The sequence below is a fragment of the Achromobacter sp. JD-1 genome (assembly GCF_038594925.1).
Taxonomy (GTDB): Bacteria; Pseudomonadota; Gammaproteobacteria; order Burkholderiales; family Burkholderiaceae_B; genus Achromobacter; species Achromobacter spanius_C.
Genome location: NZ_JBCGCS010000001.1, coordinates 24,125 through 46,138, shown reverse-complemented (window position 1 = coordinate 46,138; position 22,014 = coordinate 24,125). Strand labels below are relative to the sequence as shown.

The following is a 22,014-nucleotide window of genomic DNA, read 5'->3' as shown; positions in this document are numbered from 1 at the left end:
AGCCCGTAATGCGTTTAGCGGTTGTTCTGCTGGATCTGCTGCTGCTTTTCAAGCCGGTTGTCGATATAAGCCTGAGCACGCAACTGCTCAAGCCAATCTTCAAAAGCCGGTTGCGCGCGGCGCTCGAACAAGGTCTGGCGCGCCCGCATGCGGGCCATGTCATCGGTCGCGTCATGCTGGCGGCGTTCTTCAACCTGGATCAAATGCCAACCGAAAGGCGACTGGACCGGCTGGCTGATTTCGCCCGGCTTCAAGGCATTCATGGCGGCTTCGAACGGCGGCACGGTTTCACCCGGGTTCAACCATCCCAACTCGCCGCCCTGCGGCGCGGTCGAATCCTGTGAGTACTGGCGCGCCATGTCTTCAAACTTGGCGGTGCCCGACACCAGGCGCTGACGCACCTGTTCCAGGCGCTGGCGCGCGCTCTCGTCGCTCATGACGGTCGACGTCTTGATCAGGATGTGACGCGCGCGGGTCTGCATCACTTCGGTGGGGCCTTGCTGCGCCGCCTGCGGACGCGCAGCGGGCTGCGGCGCGGGCGTCGGGGCCGGCGCGCGCGCGGTGCGGCCCGGAGCCGGCTGAGCCGTGCCACGGTCCATCACCTTGATGATGTGGAAACCATTGCCGCTCTGGATCAGGTTGCTGACCTGGCCCTTCTGCAGATTGCTGATGGCCTTGACGAACAGGTCGGGCCAGCCGTCCAGAGGACGCACGCCCATGACGCCGCCTTGCAGCGCTTCCGGGCCGTCCGACGCCGCGGCCGCCAGACTGGCGAAGTCGTCGCCACGCTTGGCGCGAGCCAGGATGTCTTCGGCCTTCTTGCGCAGCACCGCCAATTGTTCGGGCGACGAACCTTCCGGCACACGCACCAGGATCTGCGCCAGCGCGTAAAGCATCGGGCCCGAAGGCACCGCGGCTTGCTCGGGCGCCGGCTCGGGCTGCGCCTGCGGTTGGGGCTGCGCCTGGGGCGCGGCGCCAAACGCAGGGTTGCGGCGCTGGTCCCTCAGGAAGGCGTCCACTTCGTTGTCGGAGATGACAATCGTGGAATCCACCGCGCGTTGGCGCAGGCGGTCCGTACGAATCTCGTCGCGCAGCGACTTGCGGTAGTTATCCCAGGTCGTGCCCGACTTTTCGATTTCGGCGCGCAATTGCGCCACGCTGATCTTGTTGCGGCCGGCAATGGTCTGGATGGCCTGATCGACTTGCGCGTCGTCCACGCGTATACCCAGGCGATCAGCTTCATGGCGCTGCACGCGCTCCATGATCAGGCGTTGCAGCACTTGATGTTGCAAGGTCTGGTCGTCTGGCACCTGGATGCCGCGCGCCTTCAGTTCGGCCGAAATGCGGGTCGACGCCTCGCGCAGTTCGCGCAGCGTGATCACGTCCTTATCGACCACCGCGGCAATGCCGTCCACGAACTGCTCGCCCTGCTGAGCGGCGGGCGCGGCCTTGGCGCCGTTGTTCGCGGCCCGGCCTGTCTGCGCGGCCGCGGGCGCGGCGGACAGGCCGGCGCAAAGGGCCAACAACAGCGCACTGCCGGACAGGCGGCGCAAAGAGTGCAACCTACGCATCATTCATACCTTTCAAATGTGGTCCCAGCCGGCACGGGCGGTGTAATGCCGGTGTAGCCGGGGATACTTCTGTTCAGCAGGCTCATCGGGTCGGTTCCCAGGGAACCCAGTCCGGTCAGCTCAAGCTGGAAGAACACTGCCGAGTTGGCGTCCGTTGCCGATACGGCATAGCGCTGGTAGACCACGCGGCCCACCCAGCAGCAATCCCCCTTGTACTCCAGGCCGGCGATGGCCTGCGTTACGCGAGGAGATTCCGTCGTATTGGCGACCGTGCTGGACGGCCCGGAGCGCAAGGAATAGTCCACCCGGCCTACACCGTACCAGCGCTTGCTGAACGGCCACTGGACCGCCAGGCTGACCTGGTTCTGGCCCTGGGGCTGGTATTGGACTCCCGTTTGCGGGTCGCGCTGATAACGATACGACAGCGCCACCGTGGTCAGGCGCTGCGGCGACCAGCGAGCGCTGACCAAGCCGCGCGACCACTGGTTGTCGTAGGGGTTGTACTGCGCCGCCACGTCGGTGCTGAGGGTGTCGGTCAGCGCCGCGCTGGCGCCCACCAGGAAGTCGGAACGCACGTTTTCGCGGGGCGTTTCGCCGGGCAGCGTGACCTTTTGGTCTTCAAAGTACAGGCGCTGCGCCACGGCCAGCGACAGGCGCTCGAAGCCCGTGTCGGCGTCCAGCCAGCGCGAGGTCAGCGCGGCGGTCAGTTGGTTGGCGTTGGAAATACGGTCCCAGCCGCCGGTATAGATATTTTCTTCAAACGCCTGCGAGAAGCTGAAATTGGCCAGCGACGTATCAAAGACCGGCATCTTGGACTGGTCGCGATACGGCACGCGCAGATAGTACAGGCGCGGTTCGAGCGTTTGCGTGGAGGACTTGCCGAACAAGGTCGTGTCGCGTTCGAAAATCAAGCCCGTGTCCAGCGACATGATGGGCACGGTGCGCGATTGCGAGCGCGGCAGGCCGTCGGCCGAGCCGCCGTTCAAACCAAGTGCGTCCGTGCCATACCATTTGGTCTGGTACTGCGTGTAGTTGACGCCCGCCTTGGGGATGATGAACCAGCCCGGCCGCACGATCGGGTAGGAAACGGTCGGGTAGGACTGCAGGCGGTCGCCATCGGGATAACGTACCGTGGAACCGAAATCAGGCCGGCGGAAACGCACGGCGGTCGAGGTCCAGTCCAGATCGAACCCGCCCCAGTCGTAGTGCGCGCCGCGCAGGTAGAGCTCGGGCTCCTTGTCATACGGCGGCACCAGCGGCGCGTCGGGGTCCTGCAGCGTCTGGTACTTGTAGACCTGGGCGTAGGTACTCCAGTAGTTGGATGCCCAGCCCACGCGCCCGCGCTGCGGCAGGTAGGTGGTGGACGCCTGGTTCAGGCCCAACTGCGAGATGTCGCGGAAGTAGTTGTCGTCCGACACCTTGGCGATGTCCCAGTCGGCATAGAAGCCGTGCGAGAACGTCTGCTGATGACGCCACCAGTACATCCAGCGGTCTTCGCTGGTGAGATTGTCGTCGGGAAGATAAGTGCCGTCGATGGTGCCGACGTAGGACGAACCCAGATAGCGGAATTCGCCACCCAATTGCATGCCGCGCTTGGAGAAATAACGCGGCTGGACCGTCAGGTCGTAATTGGGGGCCAGATTCAGGTAATACGGCAGCGAAAAGTCAAAGCCGCCCTGGCTGGTCGTGCCGTAGGTCGGCATCAAAAAGCCCGACTTGCGCTCTTTCTTGACCGGGAAGGTCATGTAGGGCGACGCCAGGATCGGCACGTCCTTGAAATACAGCACGCCATTGCGCGCCACGCCTTCGTTTTCGTCGAAGTCGATGTCGACCGTCTTGGCCTTGATGTACCAGGACGGCGTTTCGCAGGAGCAACCGCTGTACGTGACCGTATGCAGCCGCATCTGCGACTTGCTGAAGATGTCGGCGTGTTCGGCCACGGCAAAGCCGCCGGTGGCGCCCATCCAGAAATTGGGCTGTTCGACTTCGCCTGAATACTTGTCGACGTTGAACTTCGCGTTCGGGCCGGTCACCAGGGTGCCGTCGCGCATCATGCGCGCGCTGCCCTGGACATCGACTTCGCCCGTGTCTTTCCGATAGTTGATGCGGTCGCCTTTGATGACGCCGTCGATGCGGCGCACCTGCGCGCTGCCGCTCAGGGTCAGGTCCGACTCGGGGTCGCCCTGGATGCTGTCCGCTTCCAGGTATGCGGGAATGTCGTCGTCCGCCAGGCGATGCATCCGCAAACCGGGCGACGTGCGCAGCACGGGAGCCGCGGGTGTCGCGGTTGCCGACGTTGCTGACGGCGCCGCGGGAGTCGAACCTTGGCTACCTTGAGCCTGGACGGCTCCGGCGGCGACGCTGACAGCAGAGAGGATCAACCACCGAACCTTGCGCACGAGTGAAAACAGCCCTTTTTAACGATGGAAAAGCCTGGCACCGACGGCAAAGAACCGCCGATGCCGGTGGAATCGAGCCGGTATTATAGAGAAGCCGCGCCATACGCCCAGCCTTATGTGCGCCGAACGCAAATTTCAGCAATCTTGCCCTTCTGACACGGATCATCCTTGAAAAACGATCACGACCCCCGCCTGGCGCAGATCCGCAACTGGCTGGATAGCCTGCCCGCCACCTTGAACCTGGCCGTGGACTCGCTGCGCCCGGCCTCCGCCGACGCCAGCTTCCGCCGCTACTTCAGGCTGGACGCTGGCGACCGCACCCTGATTGTCATGGACGCGCCCCCCGCGCACGAAGACTGCCGCCCCTTCCTGCACGTGGGCCAGTTGCTGGCCGACGCCGGCCTGAACGTGCCCAAGGTGCTGGCACAGAATCTTGACCAGGGCCTGCTGCTGCTGTCCGACCTGGGCGAACAGACCTACTACCAGCGCATTCAGGCCGGCCTGTCCGACAGCCAGCTTCAAACGATGTACCGCGAAGCGCTGGCCGCGCTGGTCCGCCTGCAACAAGCGGCCACCACCGGCCTGGCCACCTACGACACCCCTCGCCTGGCCGACGAGCTCACCCTCTTTCCCGAGTGGTACGTGAACAAGCACCATGGGGTGGCGCTGGACGACAAAACCGCTAACGCCCTGGAAAAGATCTTCGCCCTGCTGTCGGCCAGCAACGGCGGCCAGGCGCAGGTGCTGGTGCACCGCGACTTCCACTCCCCCAACCTGATGGTGTGTGACCAGCCTCAATATGGCCCCAACCCGGGCGTCATCGATTTCCAGGACGCGCTGGCCGGCCCCATCACCTATGACCTGGCGTCATTGGTGACCGACGCCCGCACCACCTGGGAAGAACCGCAGCAATTGGACTGGGCGATCCGCTATTGGGAAATGGCGCGCGCCGCGGGCTTGCCCGTCGATGCCGACTTCGCGGACTTCCACCGCGCCTATGAATGGATGGGCTTGCAGCGCAACCTGCGCATCCTGGGCGTGTTCGCCCGCCTGAACCACCGCGACGGCAAGACGCATTACCTGGCCCACATGCCGCGCGTGAACGGTTACGTGCGCCAGGTGGCCCAGCGCTACGGCGTCTTCACGCCCTTGCTGCGCCTGCTGGACAAGCTGGACGACCTCCAGGTCAGCGTGGGGTACACGTTCTGATGCGGGCCATGATTCTTGCGGCGGGCCGCGGCGAACGCATGCGCCCCTTGACCGACCACCTGCCCAAGCCCCTGCTGGAGGTGGGCGGCAAGCCCCTGATCGTCTGGCACCTGGAGCGCCTGGCCGCGGCCGGGTTCCAGGATGTCATCATCAACCATGCCTGGCTGGGCCACGAGATCGAACGCGCCTTGGGCGACGGCGCCGCCTTCGGCATGCGGATCCGCTATTCCGCCGAAGGCACTGCGCTGGAAACCGCCGGCGGCATCGCGCAGGCGCTGCCCCTGCTGGGCAACGCGCCCTTTCTGGTCATGAACGGCGACGTCTGGTGCGACTGGAATCCCGCACAGGCCCCGGCCTTGGCGGCCGGCGTGCCCGACGGCGGCGCCTGGCTGCTGATGGTGAACAACCCGGTCCAGCACCCGACCGGAGATTTCCGGCTGTCGTCGGACGGCGGCCTGCATGCCAACGGCGACCCGCGTTTGACCTATGCAGGCATCGGCGTCTACCATCCCTCGTTGTTCGCGGATGTCCAGCGCGGCACGGCGGCGCCCCTGGCGCCTTTGCTCAGGCTAGCAATGGGCCGGAACCTGGTGCACGGCGCGCACCATAATGGCCGATGGACCGATGTCGGCACGCCGCAACGGCTTGCCGACCTGGACGCGGAGCTTCTCGCAGCGGCACGCTGACGCTCACATATTTCACAATATCAAGGTGCGCAACCAGGATTTTCCGCGCACCCAAGCGCCCCGGCTAACGGGGTATTCTCTGACGCTTTGGCACCCGCGGGCGCACCCTGCGGTGGACCAGCACATACACAGGAAGTTTTCTAGGAATGGGGATGTTTGGAAGATCGCAACGGGCCGTGTTCAAGCCCTCCGTATACCAACCCGGCCAGCGCACGCGGCGCCTGCCGCGCTGGCTTGTCCTGCTTCTGGTGGGAATTGCCCTGGGTGCGGGCGGCGTGCTCTTCCTGCAAACCAATTACGGCCCGCAACGCCTGACGGTCGAGCAGTCCGAGTCCCTGCACACGGATCTCAGCGCGTCCAACCTGGAACGCCAGCGCCTGCAAACGCAATTGGAAGAAGCCACCCAACAGCGCGACGCCAACAAGGCCGGCCATGAAAAGCTGACGGCCGAACTGGCCGACGCCCGCGCCAAGATCGACACCCTGAACAAAGAACTGGTCCTGTTCCAGGACGCCATGCCGCCAGACCCGCGCGGCGGCAACCTGGGCATCCGCTCGGCCACCTTCAAACGCGGCACCGGCGTGCTTGATTACCAAGTGCTTGTCATGCGCGAAGAGCCGTCGGGTGCACCCTTCAAGGGCACGCTCACCTTCGCCATCGAAGGAAGCTACCCCAACGGGCGCGCCGCCACGATCACTCCGGAAGGCCCCGCCCTGAACGTCGACCGTTACGATTACGCGTTGGGCCAGCTTACGCTGCCCGACGGCTTCAACCCGCGCGTGGTGGTGCTGCGCGTGATGGATGGCAACCAGAAACAGCAGGCCATGCGCATCTATAACGTGCGCAAGTAAGCGCGACGCGCTTAGCCCGAAACCCGCCTCGGCGGGTTTTTTTGCGTCTGAACAAAATCGTTGCGCACGCAACTTTTTGCGAATATAGTTGCGCAAACAACCATATCCCACGGAGACAAGATGCCGCTCCCCTCACACGTACCCGTTCTGATTGCCGGCGGAGGCCCCGTCGGGCTGACCTTGGCCGCTCTGCTGGCCGAATACGGCATCGCCTCGTTGACCATCGAGGCCGACGACGACTATTGCAGCGGCAGCCGGGCCATCTGCATTTCGCGCCGCTCGCAGGAAATCATGGCGTGGGCCGGCGCGGACAAACCGCTGGTGGCCACCGGGCTACCCTGGACCGGCGGCCGCAGCTACTACCGCGACCGCGAAGTGCTGCACTTCGAAATGCCGCACGAACCCCTGCAGCGCTATGCGCCGATGGTCAACATCCAGCAGTATTCGATCGAGGAATACGCCCATCAGGCCATGCAGCGCCACCCGGAATTGGCGGCCCTGCAATGGTCGGCCCGTGTGGCGGGCCTGCGCGCCGACGCGGACGGCGTCACCGTCGACATCGACGCCGACGGCCACCGCCAGACCGTGCGCGCCGATTGGTTGATTGCCTGCGATGGCGGACGCAGCACCGTGCGCGAAGCCATGGGGCTGAAACTGGAAGGCATGCAGTACGAAGGCCGCTACGTCATCGTCGACATCGAACAGGCATCCAGCCGGCCCGTGGAACGCCTGGCCTGGTTCGACCCGCCATCCAACCCGGGTTCGACCCTGCTGATGCACCGCCAGCCCGGCAACGTCTGGCGGGTGGACTACCAGATCCGCGACGACGAAGACCCCGAAGAAGCCGTCAAGCCTGAAAACGTGCTGCCGCGCGTGCAAAGCCATCTGGACATGATCGGCGAAACCGCGCCGTGGAAGCCCTTGTGGATTTCCGTCTACAACGCCAAATGCCTCACGCTGAACCAGTACCGCCACGGACGCGTGCTGTTTGCCGGAGACGCCGGCCACCTGGTGCCGATCTTCGGCGTGCGCGGCTTGAACTCCGGCCTGGATGACGCCGGCAACCTGGCGTGGAAGCTGGCCTGGGTCTTGAAGGGCCAAGCGCCCGACAGCCTGCTGGACAGCTACAGCACCGAGCGCGTCCACGCCACCCGCCAGAACCTGGCCTATGGCGCCAAGAGCACCGAATTCATGGCGCCGCCCGACTTCGGCTTTCGCCTGATGCGCGAAGCCGCGTTGCGCCTGGCCTTGGTGGATGCAACGGTGCGCTCGCTGATCAACCCGCGCCAGTCCGCGCCCATTTCCTACGACGCCTCGCCCTTGAACCTGCCCGACGGCGCGCCGCAAGCCGGCCCCGCCGCCGCCCCCGGCCAACCCGCGCCCGACGCACGCCTGCACGACGGCGGCAGGCCCTGCTATGTCAGCGAGAGCTTCGGCCAAGGTTTCGTCCTGCTGGCGGTGTCGCCCTCGGCATCGCTGGCGCGCGAACTGGACGCCCTGGCCGTCGATACGCAAGACGCCCCCCATCCGTTACGCGTCCTGCGCACGGGCGATGGCGGTCTGGACGACGCCCACGGCCAGTTGCGTGAGCGTTACAACGCCACCGAAGGCGCCGTTATCCTGATCCGCCCCGATGGCTACGTGCTGGGCCGCTGGGCCGCACCGCAAGCCGCGCAACTGCGCGCCGCCCTGGCGCCCTATTACCCCTTGATCGCCCAGTCCGCCACACAGGAAGGCCAAGCATGAACAACGACGAACTTGACCAGGTCTACACCCGCATGGCGCAGACGCTGACGCGCGTGGGGGAATCCCAGGCGCCGCTGTTTCTATCGATACTGGGTTTGTCGCTACTAAGCCGGCAGCCAAACGCCGCCACCGCGCTGGCGCTGCTGGCCGAAGCGGAAAGCGCCTGTCAGGGCGATGCCGCTGTGGCAAACTATCCCGCCGCCACTCCTGCCCGCCCAACGTGAAAACGCCCGCCCTGGAACGATTCCTGACGTATCGCCTGCACGTGCTCAACAAGATCACGGACCGGGATACGAATCGCGCCTATCTGGAAGACTGCGGCATTCCCCTGGGTGAAGCGCGCTGCCTGGCGGCGATCGGGCGCTATGCGCCGCTGTCCGTCAACGACCTGGCGCGCGCGGCGAATCTGAACAAGGGGCAGGCCAGCCGGTCGGCGCAGGCGCTGGTGGATCGCGGGCTGGTTGAAAAGGCGCTGTCCACGTCCGACGGACGCGGCGTGGTGCTGACGCCCACCCCGGCGGGCATGGCGCAATACCAGCGCATCATCGATCTGATTGCGCAGCGCAATCAAGAGATCTTCGGCTGCCTGGACGCCAGCGAACAGCAGGTGCTGGGAGAGATGCTCGACCGCCTGATCGAGCATCTGCAAACACAGGAAGACGGCGGCTAAGCGTCGGACTTCGGCGCCGTGGCGCCCATCTGCGCCGCCGCTTCGTCCATGAACTGCGCCATGCGCACATCCAGCTCGGTCACCCCGCCCGCGTCATGCGTGGTCAGCGTCACGTCCACCCGGTTGTAGACGTTGGTCCATTCTGGATGATGGTTCAGCTTTTCCGCGAACATGGCCACGCGCGCCATGAACCCGAATGCCGCATTGAAATTCGGAAAGCGGAAGCGCTTTTCAATCGCGTCGCGCATGGCCACGGCCTGCCATCCGGTCAGGGCGGCCACGGCGGTATCGGTGCCGATACGGGCAGGAGGAAGCATGCTCATGACCAGGCCTTATTGCTTGACGGCGTACAGATAGATTTCCACGCGGCGGTTCAGCGCGCGCCCTTCGGCGGTGGCATTGTCGCCAATGGGATCGTTTGGCCCGCGCCCTTCCGTGCTCATGCGGCCGGCGGCCACGCCCTGCTTGGCCAGGTAGTCCGTCACGCTCTTGGCGCGGTTGACCGACAGCGTCTGGTTATGCGCCAGCGAACCGGTGCTGTCGGTGTGGCCCACCACCTTGGCGCGCAATTCGGGATGCTGGTTGAGCGAACGCCCCACGCTGTCCAGCACCGGCAGCAAGGCCGGCTTCAACTGCGTCTTGTCGGTGTCGAACGACACGCCGCTGGGGATGTTGACCTTCAGGCTGCCATCGGGCATTTCAACGACGTCGATGCCCAAGGACGAGGCGCCCGACTTCTGCACGTCTTCCTTGACGACCTTCCAGTTGTAGCCCACCAGGCCACCCGCCACCGCGCCGATGCCGGCGCCGATGGCCGCGCCCTTGCCGTGCCCGATCAGCGCGCCGATGCCGGCGCCCAGCGCCGCCCCCGCGCCCGTTCCCACGGCGGTATTGGTTTGCTGTTGCGTGGCGCAGCCGGCCAGCAGGGCCCCCGCCGCCGCCACCACCGCCATCCGGTTGAGCATTGTTCTTGAGTTCATGGCAACCTCCACGATTCCTACGTGCGCCGGATTATTCCGGCGTCGTCCATGCTAGCAAGGGCATGCCACGCGACCCGCAACATTTTGTACTGGCGGCGGACGGCACGCCCCCTGGTTCAGCCCCCCTGGTTCAGCCCCGCCTGCCGACCAGCATCGCCAAGCCGAACAACGCGCCCAGGCCGCCCACGATCGCCAGCGAGATCGACGGCTCGCGCATGTTCAGCGCCATTACCGCCGCCGCGACGCCAAGGCCGGTGATAAGCGCACCCACCATGCGGCCGCCGGTGGAACCATAGAAATGGGTGCGGCGCGCGGGTTCGGTGCCGGCGGGCTGGCGCTGTTGCCAGGCGTTCAGCGCCTGTTCGAAGTCGCGCAACAAGCGCTCACGGCTAGGCAGGTCCACCGCGCTGACCAGCAGCGTGGGCAGGCCCGGGCGGATCAGTTTCAGGTAGTCGTCCGTGCCCCAGCTTTTCAGGTCGGCAAAGGCAATCGGGGCGCGCCGTGAAAATTCCAGCCCATCGGGCGTGACCTTGACGGCATTGCGGGTGGGAAAGCCCTTGAACGCCACCAGCGGCGGCACCAGCAGGCCCAGCACCGCCAGCACGATGGCCAGCACGATCGGCCCCCGGTTGAACACCACCAGCATGAAGCTGCCGGCCGCCAATGCGAAGGCCAAAGGCACCGACAGTTGATGCCAGCGCGTATAGACGGCCGCCTGGATACCTTCGTTGCTATTCATGCTTGTGCCCTGTCAATTTTCGGCTCTTACAAGATTGGTGCCATTGCCGCCCACCGGCAGCGATCGGACTTCCGGCATGCGTTCCGGATCCGGCCAGAATTCCACCTTGAGAAACGCTTCGGTGAAGATGTCGTCATCAACCAGGACCTCGGTGCGCAACACCGCGTAGCCATTATGAACTTGGAACTGCACCGAATCTTCCCACGGCTTGCTGGTGAATTCGATGGGCTGGCTGCGGTCCTTGCGTACCCAGCGCCAGATGTCGGCCCACCCGGGGCGCGAGCTCAGGCTGTTCACATAGTCGTCCGCCTTATCCATCCACGTCCTGGGGTCGGGCCGGCCAGCCACCATCTGCGCCTGCGACGGCGCGCGCGGTTGAAGTCGTCCAGTTCGTCCTCGCGCGTCGCGTACATCTCGCGGCCCCCGAAGCCGCCCGCGCCCGCCGTGCGGAAAGTGGCCAGTCGCAGATTCAGCCGCAGGTTCATCGTGAACGCGTCGCGGCCATACCAACAGGGTTCGCCACGTCCCCGAACCCCACTCACAAGATCGTCAACGGCCTGCGTGTGTCGGCCAGCAAGGACGAACAGGATGTGCTGGACAACCAGCTGAGCGACCGTGTCGTGGAATTCGAGACCGGCAGCACCATCCTGGCGCTGAGCCAGACGCGTTCGGACGCGGTGCGGGGTTATCTGGTGGACAAGGGCATGCCGGTGTCGCGCTTAGAGGCCATGGACGCAGGCCCCGACCAGCCGGTGACGACCAACGCGCCGGCGGAGGGGCGCGCGCCGGACGGCACGTATCTGTAATACCGGGCGGTAGCCCAAGCCATAAGCCGAGCGTGGAAGGCGTGCAGAACGTCAGCTCGGATCGCATGACCGCACTGGAAGGCATGCGCACGTCTTGCGGCGCGACACTGATCGCCAGCCAAAATTTTTATCAGCTTGAGTTTGGGTAAGGGCCGGGGCCCCGCCCTCTTGCGATATCCCGCTATTGGCCGCGCACCAATAATGGGAGTACCGTGCATAGATATGGGAGGCAGCAATTTCCCCTATGCACCCCGGAGGGACCCAGCTCATGGTCATTGGTCGACCTCAGCGGCCGGCGGCCCGAACGCCTTCGATGCTCTGCCTTTTATGGGGCATCGCGTTGTTATGGACGTTGGCAAGCGCCAGCGCCTGGGCCGAAACCCCGCAAGATAGCGCTCAGCCACGATCCGCCGTGGTGCTGTCCCTGGACGGCATCGTCGGCCCCGCCACGGCGGATTACCTGGTTCGCGGCCTGGCGGCGGCACACGAACAGAATGCCGCCGCAGTGGTGCTGCGTATTGATACCCCCGGTGGGCTCGATGTCTCGATGCGCGAGATCATCCGCGCCATACTCGCGTCGCCGGTTCCGGTGCTTGCCTATGTCAGCCCCAACGGCGCGCGCGCGGCCAGCGCCGGCACCTACATTCTTTACGCCAGCCATATCGCGGCAATGGCCCCCGCAACGAATCTGGGGGCCGCCACGCCCGTTGCGTTGGGCGGAGGCTTTCCCAAGCCGGCCGAGAAGGATCCGGGCTCCGCTGATAAGCCCGCCGACAAGCCTGGCGACAAGTCCGCGGCGGAGCAAGCCGAACGCAAACCACGCGCAGCGCCCCCCAAGGACGCCAGTGAATCCAAGGCCGTGAACGACGCCGTCGCCTACATCCGTTCTCTGGCCGCCTTGCGCGGACGCAATGCCGACTGGGCGGAAGACGCCGTGCGTTCAGCAGCCAGCCTATCAGCCAGAGACGCCCACGCGCAGAAGGTGGTTGACCTGATCGCCGACGACATCCCGAGCCTGCTGGACCAGGCCGACGGACGCACCGTCAAGGTCGGCAACACCGATACCGTGCTGCAAACCAAGGGGCTGCGCGTGCAGCACAGAGAACCCGATTGGCGCACCCGCGTGCTAAGCGTCATCACCAATCCCAACCTGGCGCTCATGCTGTTGATGGTGGGCGTATACGGCCTGATATTCGAGTTCATGAACCCCGGAGCGCTATATCCCGGCGTCGTCGGCACGATATGCCTGCTGGTCGGTCTCTATGCCTTGTCGGCGCTGCCGCTGACCTATGCCGGACTCGCCCTGGTCTTGCTGGGCGCCGTGCTCATGGTGGCGGAAATATTCACCCCATCAATCGGCATCCTGGGGATAGGCGGCGCGATTTCCTTCGTGCTGGGTTCCCTTTTGCTGGTGGACACGGATGCCCCCGCCTACGAGGTATCGCTACCCCTCGCGACGGGCGTAGCCGTGGCAAGCCTGGGGATGACGTTCCTGATCGCCCGGCTGGCGCTGCGCTCGCGCCGCGCGCCGATCGTCAGCGGCGCCGAAGCGCTGATCGGGCAGCGCATCAAAGTGCTTAGCTGGGAAGGGGAACAAGGCCATGTAGCCGCGGCCGGAGAACGCTGGCGCGCGGTTGGCCCAGCAGGCCTGGCGCCAGGCGACACGGTCGTGATCGCGGCCGTGCATGGCGTGACCTTGCATGTGCTGGCGGACACCCCTCTTCGCCCATCCGAGCCTGCCCAGGGAGGATGACGGTTCGACGCCCACATCCACACTTTTTCAGGAGCCTGCCATGTTTACGCAACTCGCCTTCTACGGCCCCATCGTTGTCCTGATAATCGGCATCTTTGCCCTATCCATCCGGATCCTGCGCGAATACGAGCGCGGCGTGATCTTCACGCTGGGCCGCTTCACCGGCGTCAAAGGCCCTGGCCTGATCCTGATGGTTCCGGTGATCCAGCAAATGGTGCGCGTGGACCAGCGCATGAGCGTCTTCGACGTGCCCAGCCAAGACGTTATCTCGCGCGACAACGTCTCGGTCAAAGTGAATGCCGTCATCTACTTCCGCGTGATTGATCCGGAACGTTCAGTGATCCAGGTAGAGAACTTCCGGCAAGCCACCAGTGAACTGGCGCAGACGACCCTGCGCTCGGTCCTGGGCAAGCATGACCTGGACGAAATGCTGTCGGAGCGCGACAAGTTGAACAACGACGTGCAAGAGATCCTGGACGCGCAGACCGACGCCTGGGGCATCAAGATGGCGAACGTGGAGATCAAGCACATCGACCTGAATGAAAGCATGATCCGCGTCATCGCCCGCCAGGCCGAGGCCGAACGCGAACGGCGCGCCAAGATCATCCACGCCGAAGGCGAAGAACAAGCCGCCCAGATGCTGCTGAACGCCGCCCGCACGCTGGCGCAGCAGCCCGAAGCCATGCAGTTGCGCTACCTGAGCACCCTGGCCATGATCGGCGCGCAGAACAACTCCACCATCGTGTTTCCCTTTCCCACCGAGCTTGGCCAGGTGCTGAAGGGGATGGTGGGGAAGAGTCAGGGGGATGCGTCGGAGTAGGAGCAGGGGCTGGGACCGTGTTTTTTGGATTCAACGCGGAAAACAAAAAGGCCGTTAACGATTGCTCGTTAACGGCCTTTGAAATTCTGGTGGGCTGTGAGTGGCTCGAACACTCGACCTACGGATTAAGAGTCCGCTGCTCTACCAACTGAGCTAACAGCCCTGCAATTCACGCCACTTCAATTCGTTTTCAACTGCGCCGGTTAGTCGATATTTGCGATCGGTATCCGGTGCCGCTGGCTGCGTTTCGTTGTGTGTGCAGTGCGAAGAAGCAAGATTATATGTAGGTTTTTTTGTTTGTGCAAGTCACACGCAAAAAACTTTCATCTCCGTGACATCAGGCGGCGTATCCGCCGTCCACCGACAGGCTTGCCCCCGTCACATAGCGCCCATCGGGGCCCGCCAGAAACGACACCATGCCGGCGATGTCGCGCGGTTCGCCGTAGTGCGGCAGGGACAGCACGGCGACCAGATCGCCTGCGCGTTCGCCGTTCGCGGGATTCATGTCGGTATTGATCGGGCCGGGGTGGACCACGTTGACGGTGATGCCGCGCGGGCCCAGGTCGCGCGCCAGGCCTTGGCTCAGGCCGATCAGCGCGGACTTGCTGGCCGCATACAGCGCCACGCCCGGGCGGCCCGCGCGCTCGGCCAGGCAACTGCCGATGTTGATGATGCGCCCGCCGTCCGGCATGGATGCTTGCGCGGTGCGAATGGCGACGAAGGGTGCGCGCACGTTGATGTTCATGGTGCGCTCGTAGTCGTCCAGGCTGGTGTCGCCGATGCCGCCGGTGACAAAGATGCCTGCGTTGTTGACCAGCACAGCCACCGGGCCCAGTGCGTCGATGGCCTGCTCTACCGCTTGTCTTACTGCCAGAGCATCTTCGGCGTCTGCCTGAATGGCGACGACCCGGCGTCCGTCCACCGACAGTTCTCGGGCCAGCGCTTGCGCCGTGTCGGCGGAAGACGCGCTGACGTAGGTGAAGGCCACGTTGGCGCCGTCAGCGGCCAGGCGCCGCACGATGGCCGCGCCGATGCCGCGGCTGCCGCCCGTTACGAATGCCACGTTGCCGTTCAAGTTGCCCATGCTGAATCCTTAATTTGTAGTGATCGATACAAATATCATCGCCGCACACGATTTCTTTCGTCAACAATTTTTTATCGATCAACACAAAATAGGCGTCGCGGGTAAAATCCCGCCATGGCAGAACGTGGGCGTCCCCGGAACTTCGACCGGGACCAGGCCTTGCAAAAGGCCATGGAGGTTTTCTGGTCGAAGGGATATGAAGGCGCATCGCTTGCGGATTTGACGGAGGCGATGGGGATCAACTCGCCCAGCCTATACGGCGCATTCGGCTCAAAAGAAGGACTATTCCGCGAAGCCGTGGCGCTGTACCGCGACACAGCGGGCGGGTCGTCGCGGCGCGCACTGCAAGACGGCGCCACCGCGCGCGATGGCATCCAGGCCATGCTGATGTCGGCGGCCGAACGCTATACCGCCCCCGGCACCCCGCCCGGCTGCATGATCGTGTTGGGCGCGCCGTCCGGCAGCGAGCACCACGACAGCGTCGGCGGATTCCTCTGCGATAACCGCCGCGAAATGCAAAGCCGCATTCACGCCCGTTTGACGGCAGGCATCGATAGCGGCGAGTTGCCTGCCGACACAGACTTGAAGGGCCTGGCGGCCTTCTACACGACCGTGCTGCATGGCATGTCGATCCAGGCGCGCGATGGCGCCAGCCGCAAGACCCTGCAATCCGTGGCGCGCCAGGCCATGTGCGCTTGGGACGCGCTGACGGGCAGCCGCCCGCCGTCCGGCGTCCCGCCGGCCGGCAACGCCCGTTCCTGACGGATACCGCGATGTTCCGCCTTGACCTTCGGCGCCTGATCCTGTGGATCTGTTTGCTGTCGGTGGTATTGGTGCTGGCGGGCGGGCTGCATGCCAGTTATCTGGTGCAACGCGATCTTTTGCTGCACAACGCGCTGGAGGTCAACCGCGCCTACGCGTCCAAGCTTGCCATCACCACCGACCTGTTCCTGGCGGACCTGCGACGCTACCTGGCGTATAGCGCCGACGCACTGACCGACATGGAATCCCAACCGGAATTGATGGCCGTGGAAACGCAGCGGCAGCAAGCGCAACTTGGGCACTTCAATTCCAGCATGGTGGTGTCACCCACCGGCAAGGTGATCGCGGTGTCATCGGCCAACCCGAACCTGCTGGGGCTGCAACTGGCCAGCGAGGCGTCTCAGCAGGCGATCCGCACGCAGCAGCCCGCCATCAGCGAACCCTACCAAGCCAACAATGGCCGCTGGCTGATCCTGTATTCGCATCCGATTTTCTCGCGCGACTACCGCTACCTGGGTTATATCGCCGGCTCGCTGTACCTGCATGAAGACAACGTGCTGGATCGTCTGCTGGACAAGCACTTTTACCGAGACGATTCCTATCTTTACGTGATGGATCGCAATGGCGTATTGATCTATCACCCAAACCGCAGGCTGCTTGGCCAAAAAGCGCCCGACAACGAAAGCTCTGCTGCCGCGCGCCGTGGAGAAACCGGCGAAAGGCGCTATACGGACGCCCAGGGCAATGACATCCTGGCCGGCTATGCCCCGGTGCCCAGCACCGGCTGGAGCATCATCGCGGAACGGCCCGTGACCAGCACCTTGCAGCCCTTGGCCGACCTGTTGATCGCCACGGCCCGCAACACACTGCCCTTGCTGCTGCTGTCCATCGCCACGATCTGGGTGTTGTCGGGCTGGATTGTGCGTCCGCTTGGCGAGCTGGCCAGCATTGCCCGCCGCATGCAGGACCCGGATTCCGCCGACAGCCTGCGCGGCGTGCGGTCCTGGTATTTTGAAGCGGCCGAGCTCAAGCGCGCGTTGCTCATCGGTCTGGCGCCGATTCATCACAAGATTCGAGACCTGCGCCGCGAAAGCACCACGGATACGCTGACGGGTCTGTTAAACCGCCGAGGCCTGGATGAGGCCATGGCGCTGCTGCAAGCGGAAGGATCGCCCGTGGCCGTGCTCGCCGTCGACGTTGACCGCTTCAAATCCATCAATGACCGTTTTGGCCACACGGCTGGGGACCGCGCGTTGCAGGCGTTGGCCGCCGTCATGAGCGAAGGCTCGCGCGCGGGAGACACGCTGGCGCGCGCCGGTGGCGAAGAGTTCGTCATGCTGATGCCGGGCGCATCGCTACGATCAGCGGCGGCGGCGGCCGAGCGCCTGCGCCATCGCACCGCCACGCAGCAAATGCCCGACGCCATTGCATCGCGCATCACGATATCGGTGGGCGTGGCGCGCTTTCCCGACCATGGCGCCACACTGGAAGCGGTCTGCCAACGCGCGGACCAAGCGCTTTATCACGCCAAGAACCACGGCCGCGACGCCGTCTGTGCCGCCGACGACACCGCGCCCGAGGGCGTGCGGCGGGTGACGCCCGACGCATAGCCCCAAGACCGCACGATGCGGCTTGCACCCAGCCTGACAGGCGACCCGCAAGCCGGCTATTTGCCCTTGGGCGCGGATGCGGCCGGCGGCTTGCGCATCTGTTCCAGCAACGGTCCGCAGGTATTCTCGTCGTTTGTGCTGGGCGCGATCAGCGCCAGCAAGCCTGCCGCGGGCGTCAGCAACACGCCCAGCGCCACCATGCCCGCGCCACGCGCGGCCAGTGGCCCCACATGCACGCCCACATCAGGGTCGCCAAAGGTGCCGCGCACGTACAAAGGAGAGCGCAGGGAAAAGATGCGGAAGCCCTTGCTGTCGGGCGTGATGTCCAGGTCCATCTTTTCGTTCTTGAAGTCGGCGTTGCCGCTGATGCTGACCAAGGCATTTTCGGTGTCGAATACGAACACGCGCGGCGTCATCACGCCGTTCTTCAAGGCAAGGTCGGCAGCGCCGCAGTTGATGTTGACTTCGTCGTCGCCAAACAATTTTGAGACCACGTAGTTGGCCACGTTCAAGCCGGCAATCTCCATCAGGCTGCGGCTGATGACGCCGTCGTTGACCAGCATCTTGACGTCGCCGGTAGCCGTGCCCAACAGCGCCGCCACCGAATTGCCGGTGCCGCTGACGGCCATGTCGCCATTGAGTTCACCCAGTGTTTTCTGCATGGCTTCGGTGGCCGGGAACAGTTGCTTGAGCCGCAGGCGGCGCGCGCGCAGGTCCACGCGCCCGTCCATGACTTCGCGCGCGCCGTCCAGCTTGATGGTGCCGCCAATGGTGCCGCCGGCGATGCCGAAGCGGAACGGGTCCAGCGTCAGCTTGCCGTCCTGAAGCACCGCATGCACCGACAAATCGGACAAGGGCAGCTTGCTGTCGTGAACGATGCGCCCCGCATTCAATTCAACGTCGGCGTCCATGTCGCGCCAGCGGTCGGTGCGGAACGCCTGCGTGGGTAGCACCTTGCCGCCCTTGGGCTTGGCCGGTGCGTCCTTGGACTGGTCCGCCGGGGCTGCCTTCGTGCCGTCGGCCGGCACCCCGATCAGCGGGCCCAGGTCCACCATGCGCAGTTGCGTGGAAACCAGCTTGCCGGTGAGCTTGGGCCGGGGTGCGCCCAGGGCAAACGTGATGTCGCCATGCAGGTCGCTATTGCCGACCTTGCCATTGAAGTCCTTGTAGTCGAACACCGCGCCACCGGGATTCTTCAGCCTGGCCACCAGGTGCCCATCGGTGGAATACGGCGGAGTATCGGGCAGCGTGACGCCGGTCAGCGGGTACAACTGCGCCATGGACGCACCGGCAAGTTGCAGACGCAGGTCCAGCGCGCCCAGGTTGGCGGGGTCGGTCAGGGTGCCGGTGACCGAGGCCTTGGTGCCACCCACGGACACGTCGGCCTGCACGGGAAAGGGTTGCTTGGGATCCTGCATGGCCAGCATGCCGCCGACCTTGCCTACGCCCTGCGTTGCCAGTCCCTTGAATTTGCCGTCCACCTTCCAGCCAAAGACATAGTCGCGGGGCGCGGGCGCCTGCCCGTCCTGGGGCACGAAGGCGGCGCCGGCCACATCCGCGAAAGGCACGGGTTTGCCCAAGGGATCCACCAGCACCGTCAAGTCCGCCTTGAGGACTTCGTCGACATAGCCGACCCGGCCCTTGTCGAACCCGATCTCGTTGATATCCAGCACCCAGGGCGACGGCTCACCAGACTCGGGCAGGGTGAAGACCCAGTTGGCGCGGCCATCGGCCAGCCGTTCCAGATCGGCGGCGGGCTCGGTCAACTGGATCTTGCGGATGACCACGCGTTGGCGCAGCAGCGGCAATGGCGCCAAGCTGAATTCGCCGCGCTTGAGCGTGGCGAAATGCGGCGCCTTTGCCCAAGGCGCATTGCCCACGGAGATATCGTTGGCAACGACGTGCGGCCATGGCACCCAGGCGCGCCATCCGCCCTCGGTGGGCTCGCGCCCCCATTCGACGCTCAGGTCGCCATTGATGGCGAAAGGCCGCCCGATGGCGGCGCTGGCGCGTTCGTTGATCATGGGCTTGGCGCGGTTCCAGTCAAAGGTAGCGATCACCACCACCAACACCAGCACGATGAGGGCCATAGCCCCTACAATCCCGATCGCTATTTTTCTTGTTCGCGTCATGGTTATCATCCTTGGCGTTATGGCCAGCCTGCCGCCGCTGGCGCTCGTTACCATCAAGGGTATCGCGGCCAAACAGCAGGATTAAGCTTGCCGGCCCCATAATGTGTGCGGATCTTTCCAGATGAAGGTCGCGGGTTTAAGGGGCGATACGCTTGCCGTCGCGTCTGCACGCAGCATGCGGCGTGCCTGGTGTGGCGGACGGGCCGCAGCGTAGTTACAAAGCGAAATGGCTTCGGCCGTTTCGAACAACCTGGAGGCCCCATGCGGCATTCAACCTTGATTTTTGTGGTGGCGGCGTTTGCGCTACTGACGCTTAGCCGCTTGGCGCTGGCCGCCTGGCAGTGGCAGCGCGTGCGCAATGCTGGCGGCCTGTTCCCCTTGTTGCTGGGCGGGCTGCGCATCGACGCGCACCAGATTGCCGTGCTGGCCGCCTTGCCAGCGGTGTTGTCGCCCTTTCTTGGCCACTTTCCCATTGCCGCGACGATTGCCGGCTACTGGTATCTGGTCGCCTTCATCCTGCTGGCGTTCCTGGAAGTGGCCTCGCCGCCTTTCATCCTGGAATACGACTCGCGCCCTAACCGCCTGTTCGTTGAATATCTGAAGCATCCGCGCGAAGTCTCTGGCATGCTTTGGCGCGGCTACAAGCTGGCGCTGCTGGGCGGCTTGGGCGCGCTGGCCGTCATTGGGTGGGGCGCATTCAATCTGTTCGGCCATGCCCAACCCGACGCGCAGCTTGCGTGGTGGCAAATGCCGATAGCCGGCTTCGTTATCCTGGCCGTCGTCATTCTTGCCATTCGCGGCACACTGAGCCACCGCCCCATCAACCCGTCGTCAGTGGCCTATTGTTCGGACGGCATGCTCAACACGCTGGCGTTGAACTCGCTATACAACGTGTTCTACGCCGTCTACAGCATGAAGAACGAAAAGTCGGCGTCGGCGGTTTACGGCGGCATGGACGAAGCCAAGATGCATGAGCGGGTGCTGGCGCAGTCCGGGCTGCCCAACCCGCCGGCCAACCCCGACTACCCCAGCCTGCATCGCCAGCCTGCCACGCGCAAGACGGCGCGCCCGCTGAATTTGGTGATCATCCTGGAAGAAAGCCTGGGCGCGCAGTACAGCGCGGCGCTGGGCGGCGCCAACCTGACGCCGGAACTCGATGCGCTGGCCGCCAAGGCCTGGACCTTTACCCGCGCCTACGCCACCGGCACCCGTTCCGTGCGCGGGCTGGAAGCGGTGACCACCGGCTTTCTGCCGACGCCGGCCCAAGCCGTCTTGAAGCTGCCTCGCTCGCAACGCGGCTTTTTCTCGCTGGCCGACCTGCTGGGACGCCATGGCTACCATTCGCGCTTCATCTACGGCGGCGAATCGCACTTTGACAACATGAAGGGCTTCTTCCTGGGCAACGGCTTCAAGCAAATCGTTGACCGCGCCGACTTCGTCAACCCCGCCTTCGTGGGCACCTGGGGCGCCTCGGACGAAGACATGTTCAATCAGCTTGACCGCCTGCTGCGCGAAGACGGCGACAAGCCCACCTTCACGCTGGCCTTCAGCGTATCGAACCACTCCCCTTGGGAATACCCCGCCGGGCGCATCCAGACCGAAGGCAACCCGGCCACCGTGGAAAACACGGTGCGTTATGCGGATTGGGCGCTGGGCCAGTTCTTTGAACGCGCCAAGGCCTCGCCGTATTGGGAGAACACCGTGTTCCTGGTGGCGGCCGACCATGACTCGCGCGTGTTCGGCGCCAGCCTGGTACCCGTGCGCCACTTCCATATTCCCGCCGTGATCCTGGGCGCGGGCATTGACGCGCGCCGCGACGACCGGCTGATCAGCCAGATCGACCTGCCCCCCACCCTGCTGTCCTTGATAGGTGTGGACACCGAGCACCCGATGATCGGCCACGACCTGACGCGCAGCACCCCGGGCCGGGCCATCATGCAGTACGACAACACCTACGGGTATCTGAAGGAAAACGACCTGCTGGTGCTGGCGCCCAACAAGACGCCGGTGCAGTACCGCTACACCGCGCCGGAAGACTATGCGCCCGTTGCCCTGAACCCCGAGCTGGCCACCGAGGCGCTGGCGCATGCGCTATGGCCCAGTTGGGCGTACCGCGAAGGGCGCTACTGCCTGCCGGGGCACAGGCCCGAAACCGCCGCCGCGCCCTCGCCGGCGGGTCCGCTATAACGGCAGCGG

Annotated in this window: 20 protein-coding genes and 1 tRNA gene; 12 read left to right on the top strand and 9 right to left on the bottom strand. The window is 64.7% G+C overall.

Annotated elements, in window-relative coordinates; translation table 11 throughout:
* Positions 1 to 14 precede the first annotated feature (14 nt).
* Together WBR68_RS00195 and WBR68_RS00190 are read right to left on the bottom strand one after the other, a co-directional pair.
* Positions 15 to 1,574 carry a peptidylprolyl isomerase gene (locus WBR68_RS00195; RefSeq protein ID WP_127183564.1) on the bottom strand — a complete coding sequence of 520 codons (1,560 nt, stop codon included), beginning with the start codon at positions 1,572 to 1,574 and terminating at the stop codon, positions 15 to 17.
* Positions 1,571 to 3,970, bottom strand: a complete 2,400-nt coding sequence (locus WBR68_RS00190; RefSeq protein ID WP_050447515.1) for an LPS-assembly protein LptD — start codon at positions 3,968 to 3,970, stop codon at positions 1,571 to 1,573. Before WBR68_RS00190 ends, WBR68_RS00195 begins: the two co-directional genes overlap by 4 nt.
* Before the next feature lie 168 nt (positions 3,971 to 4,138).
* Here WBR68_RS00190 and WBR68_RS00185 point away from each other — a divergent pair, with 168 nt between their 5' ends.
* The 6 genes from WBR68_RS00185 (at position 4,139) to WBR68_RS00160 (ending at position 9,132) form a co-directional block, all read left to right on the top strand.
* Positions 4,139 to 5,179 (top strand): aminoglycoside phosphotransferase family protein, encoded by a 1,041-nt coding sequence (locus WBR68_RS00185; RefSeq protein WP_230605735.1) that lies wholly within the window; start codon positions 4,139 to 4,141, stop codon positions 5,177 to 5,179.
* A complete protein-coding gene (murU, locus tag WBR68_RS00180) occupies positions 5,179 to 5,865 on the top strand; it encodes an N-acetylmuramate alpha-1-phosphate uridylyltransferase MurU (RefSeq protein WP_230605732.1) in 687 nt (228 codons plus the stop codon). The genes WBR68_RS00185 and murU overlap by 1 nt, the downstream gene beginning before the upstream one ends.
* Before the next feature lie 152 nt (positions 5,866 to 6,017).
* Positions 6,018 to 6,716, top strand: a complete 699-nt coding sequence (locus tag WBR68_RS00175; protein WP_127183561.1) for a DUF6776 family protein — start codon at positions 6,018 to 6,020, stop codon at positions 6,714 to 6,716.
* Between the two features lie 120 nt (positions 6,717 to 6,836).
* On the top strand, positions 6,837 to 8,462 hold the full coding sequence (locus tag WBR68_RS00170) for an FAD-dependent monooxygenase (protein ID WP_230605730.1): 1,626 nt from the start codon (positions 6,837 to 6,839) through the stop codon (positions 8,460 to 8,462).
* Positions 8,459 to 8,686: a hypothetical protein gene (locus WBR68_RS00165; RefSeq protein WP_230605728.1), complete on the top strand. Its 228-nt coding sequence runs from the start codon at positions 8,459 to 8,461 to the stop codon at positions 8,684 to 8,686. The genes WBR68_RS00170 and WBR68_RS00165 overlap by 4 nt, the downstream gene beginning before the upstream one ends.
* Entirely contained in the window at positions 8,683 to 9,132 is a 450-nt protein-coding gene (locus WBR68_RS00160) for a MarR family winged helix-turn-helix transcriptional regulator (protein ID WP_230605727.1), read from the top strand. Before WBR68_RS00165 ends, WBR68_RS00160 begins: the two co-directional genes overlap by 4 nt.
* On the opposite strand, the gene WBR68_RS00155 is transcribed toward WBR68_RS00160, so the two are convergent.
* From WBR68_RS00155 to WBR68_RS00140, 4 genes are all read right to left on the bottom strand, one after another.
* Positions 9,129 to 9,455, bottom strand: a complete 327-nt coding sequence (locus WBR68_RS00155) for a 4a-hydroxytetrahydrobiopterin dehydratase (protein ID WP_050447524.1) — start codon at positions 9,453 to 9,455, stop codon at positions 9,129 to 9,131. The genes WBR68_RS00160 and WBR68_RS00155 overlap by 4 nt on opposite strands.
* Positions 9,456 to 9,464: 9 nt before the next feature.
* The gene (locus WBR68_RS00150) at positions 9,465 to 10,112 is read right to left on the bottom strand and encodes an OmpA family protein (RefSeq protein WP_127183558.1); all 648 of its coding nucleotides are present in this window, start codon (positions 10,110 to 10,112) and stop codon (positions 9,465 to 9,467) included.
* 130 nt (positions 10,113 to 10,242) lie between these two features.
* A complete protein-coding gene (locus WBR68_RS00145; RefSeq protein ID WP_050447526.1) occupies positions 10,243 to 10,851 on the bottom strand; it encodes a hypothetical protein in 609 nt (202 codons plus the stop codon).
* 12 nt (positions 10,852 to 10,863) lie between these two features.
* A complete protein-coding gene (locus WBR68_RS00140; protein ID WP_050447527.1) occupies positions 10,864 to 11,169 on the bottom strand; it encodes a hypothetical protein in 306 nt (101 codons plus the stop codon).
* 245 nt (positions 11,170 to 11,414) lie between these two features.
* Between WBR68_RS00140 and WBR68_RS00135 the strand changes: the two genes are divergently transcribed.
* From WBR68_RS00135 to WBR68_RS00125, 3 genes are all read left to right on the top strand, one after another.
* Positions 11,415 to 11,657 carry an OmpA family protein gene (locus WBR68_RS00135; protein ID WP_230605725.1) on the top strand — a complete coding sequence of 81 codons (243 nt, stop codon included), beginning with the start codon at positions 11,415 to 11,417 and terminating at the stop codon, positions 11,655 to 11,657.
* 268 nt (positions 11,658 to 11,925) lie between these two features.
* Positions 11,926 to 13,410 (top strand): NfeD family protein, encoded by a 1,485-nt coding sequence (locus tag WBR68_RS00130; protein WP_446697882.1) that lies wholly within the window; start codon positions 11,926 to 11,928, stop codon positions 13,408 to 13,410.
* Positions 13,411 to 13,450: 40 nt separating this feature from the next.
* Positions 13,451 to 14,230: a slipin family protein gene (locus tag WBR68_RS00125; protein WP_050447530.1), complete on the top strand. Its 780-nt coding sequence runs from the start codon at positions 13,451 to 13,453 to the stop codon at positions 14,228 to 14,230.
* An 87-nt stretch (positions 14,231 to 14,317) separates the two neighbouring features.
* On the opposite strand, the gene WBR68_RS00120 is transcribed toward WBR68_RS00125, so the two are convergent.
* Positions 14,318 to 14,393 (bottom strand) — tRNA-Lys (locus WBR68_RS00120).
* 174 nt (positions 14,394 to 14,567) lie between these two features.
* Positions 14,568 to 15,314 carry a 3-oxoacyl-ACP reductase family protein gene (locus WBR68_RS00115; RefSeq protein ID WP_230605720.1) on the bottom strand — a complete coding sequence of 249 codons (747 nt, stop codon included), beginning with the start codon at positions 15,312 to 15,314 and terminating at the stop codon, positions 14,568 to 14,570.
* Positions 15,315 to 15,428: 114 nt separating this feature from the next.
* Here WBR68_RS00115 and WBR68_RS00110 point away from each other — a divergent pair, with 114 nt between their 5' ends.
* Both WBR68_RS00110 and WBR68_RS00105 read left to right on the top strand, forming a co-directional pair.
* Positions 15,429 to 16,076 (top strand): TetR/AcrR family transcriptional regulator, encoded by a 648-nt coding sequence (locus WBR68_RS00110; protein ID WP_050447551.1) that lies wholly within the window; start codon positions 15,429 to 15,431, stop codon positions 16,074 to 16,076.
* An 11-nt stretch (positions 16,077 to 16,087) separates the two neighbouring features.
* The gene (locus WBR68_RS00105) at positions 16,088 to 17,686 is read left to right on the top strand and encodes a sensor domain-containing diguanylate cyclase (protein ID WP_230605718.1); all 1,599 of its coding nucleotides are present in this window, start codon (positions 16,088 to 16,090) and stop codon (positions 17,684 to 17,686) included.
* 56 nt (positions 17,687 to 17,742) lie between these two features.
* Here WBR68_RS00105 and WBR68_RS00100 read toward each other — a convergent pair whose 3' ends face one another.
* Positions 17,743 to 19,818, bottom strand: coding sequence for an AsmA family protein (locus tag WBR68_RS00100; RefSeq protein ID WP_230605716.1), 2,076 nt, complete (start codon positions 19,816 to 19,818; stop codon positions 17,743 to 17,745).
* 261 nt (positions 19,819 to 20,079) lie between these two features.
* Here WBR68_RS00100 and WBR68_RS00095 point away from each other — a divergent pair, with 261 nt between their 5' ends.
* The gene (locus WBR68_RS00095; RefSeq protein ID WP_050447554.1) at positions 20,080 to 22,005 is read left to right on the top strand and encodes an LTA synthase family protein; all 1,926 of its coding nucleotides are present in this window, start codon (positions 20,080 to 20,082) and stop codon (positions 22,003 to 22,005) included.
* Positions 22,006 to 22,014 lie beyond the last annotated feature (9 nt).

Bases quoted from the DNA above. Each gene is read 5' to 3' on its own strand.
- WBR68_RS00150 (WP_127183558.1), bottom strand. From the start codon at position 10,112: ATGAACTCAAGAACAATGCTCAACCGGATGGCGGTGGTGGCGGCGGCG.
- WBR68_RS00095 (WP_050447554.1), top strand. From the start codon at position 20,080: ATGCGGCATTCAACCTTGATTTTTGTGGTGGCGGCGTTTGCGCTACTG.
- WBR68_RS00175 (WP_127183561.1), top strand. From the start codon at position 6,018: ATGTTTGGAAGATCGCAACGGGCCGTGTTCAAGCCCTCCGTATACCAA.
- WBR68_RS00130 (WP_446697882.1), top strand. From the start codon at position 11,926: ATGGTCATTGGTCGACCTCAGCGGCCGGCGGCCCGAACGCCTTCGATG.
- WBR68_RS00105 (WP_230605718.1), top strand. From the start codon at position 16,088: ATGTTCCGCCTTGACCTTCGGCGCCTGATCCTGTGGATCTGTTTGCTG.
- WBR68_RS00145 (WP_050447526.1), bottom strand. From the start codon at position 10,851: ATGAATAGCAACGAAGGTATCCAGGCGGCCGTCTATACGCGCTGGCAT.
- WBR68_RS00110 (WP_050447551.1), top strand. From the start codon at position 15,429: ATGGCAGAACGTGGGCGTCCCCGGAACTTCGACCGGGACCAGGCCTTG.
- WBR68_RS00125 (WP_050447530.1), top strand. From the start codon at position 13,451: ATGTTTACGCAACTCGCCTTCTACGGCCCCATCGTTGTCCTGATAATC.
- WBR68_RS00165 (WP_230605728.1), top strand. From the start codon at position 8,459: ATGAACAACGACGAACTTGACCAGGTCTACACCCGCATGGCGCAGACG.
- WBR68_RS00155 (WP_050447524.1), bottom strand. From the start codon at position 9,455: ATGAGCATGCTTCCTCCTGCCCGTATCGGCACCGATACCGCCGTGGCC.
- WBR68_RS00100 (WP_230605716.1), bottom strand. From the start codon at position 19,818: ATGACGCGAACAAGAAAAATAGCGATCGGGATTGTAGGGGCTATGGCC.
- WBR68_RS00195 (WP_127183564.1), bottom strand. From the start codon at position 1,574: ATGATGCGTAGGTTGCACTCTTTGCGCCGCCTGTCCGGCAGTGCGCTG.
- WBR68_RS00115 (WP_230605720.1), bottom strand. From the start codon at position 15,314: ATGGGCAACTTGAACGGCAACGTGGCATTCGTAACGGGCGGCAGCCGC.
- WBR68_RS00140 (WP_050447527.1), bottom strand. From the start codon at position 11,169: ATGGATAAGGCGGACGACTATGTGAACAGCCTGAGCTCGCGCCCCGGG.
- WBR68_RS00170 (WP_230605730.1), top strand. From the start codon at position 6,837: ATGCCGCTCCCCTCACACGTACCCGTTCTGATTGCCGGCGGAGGCCCC.
- murU (WP_230605732.1), top strand. From the start codon at position 5,179: ATGCGGGCCATGATTCTTGCGGCGGGCCGCGGCGAACGCATGCGCCCC.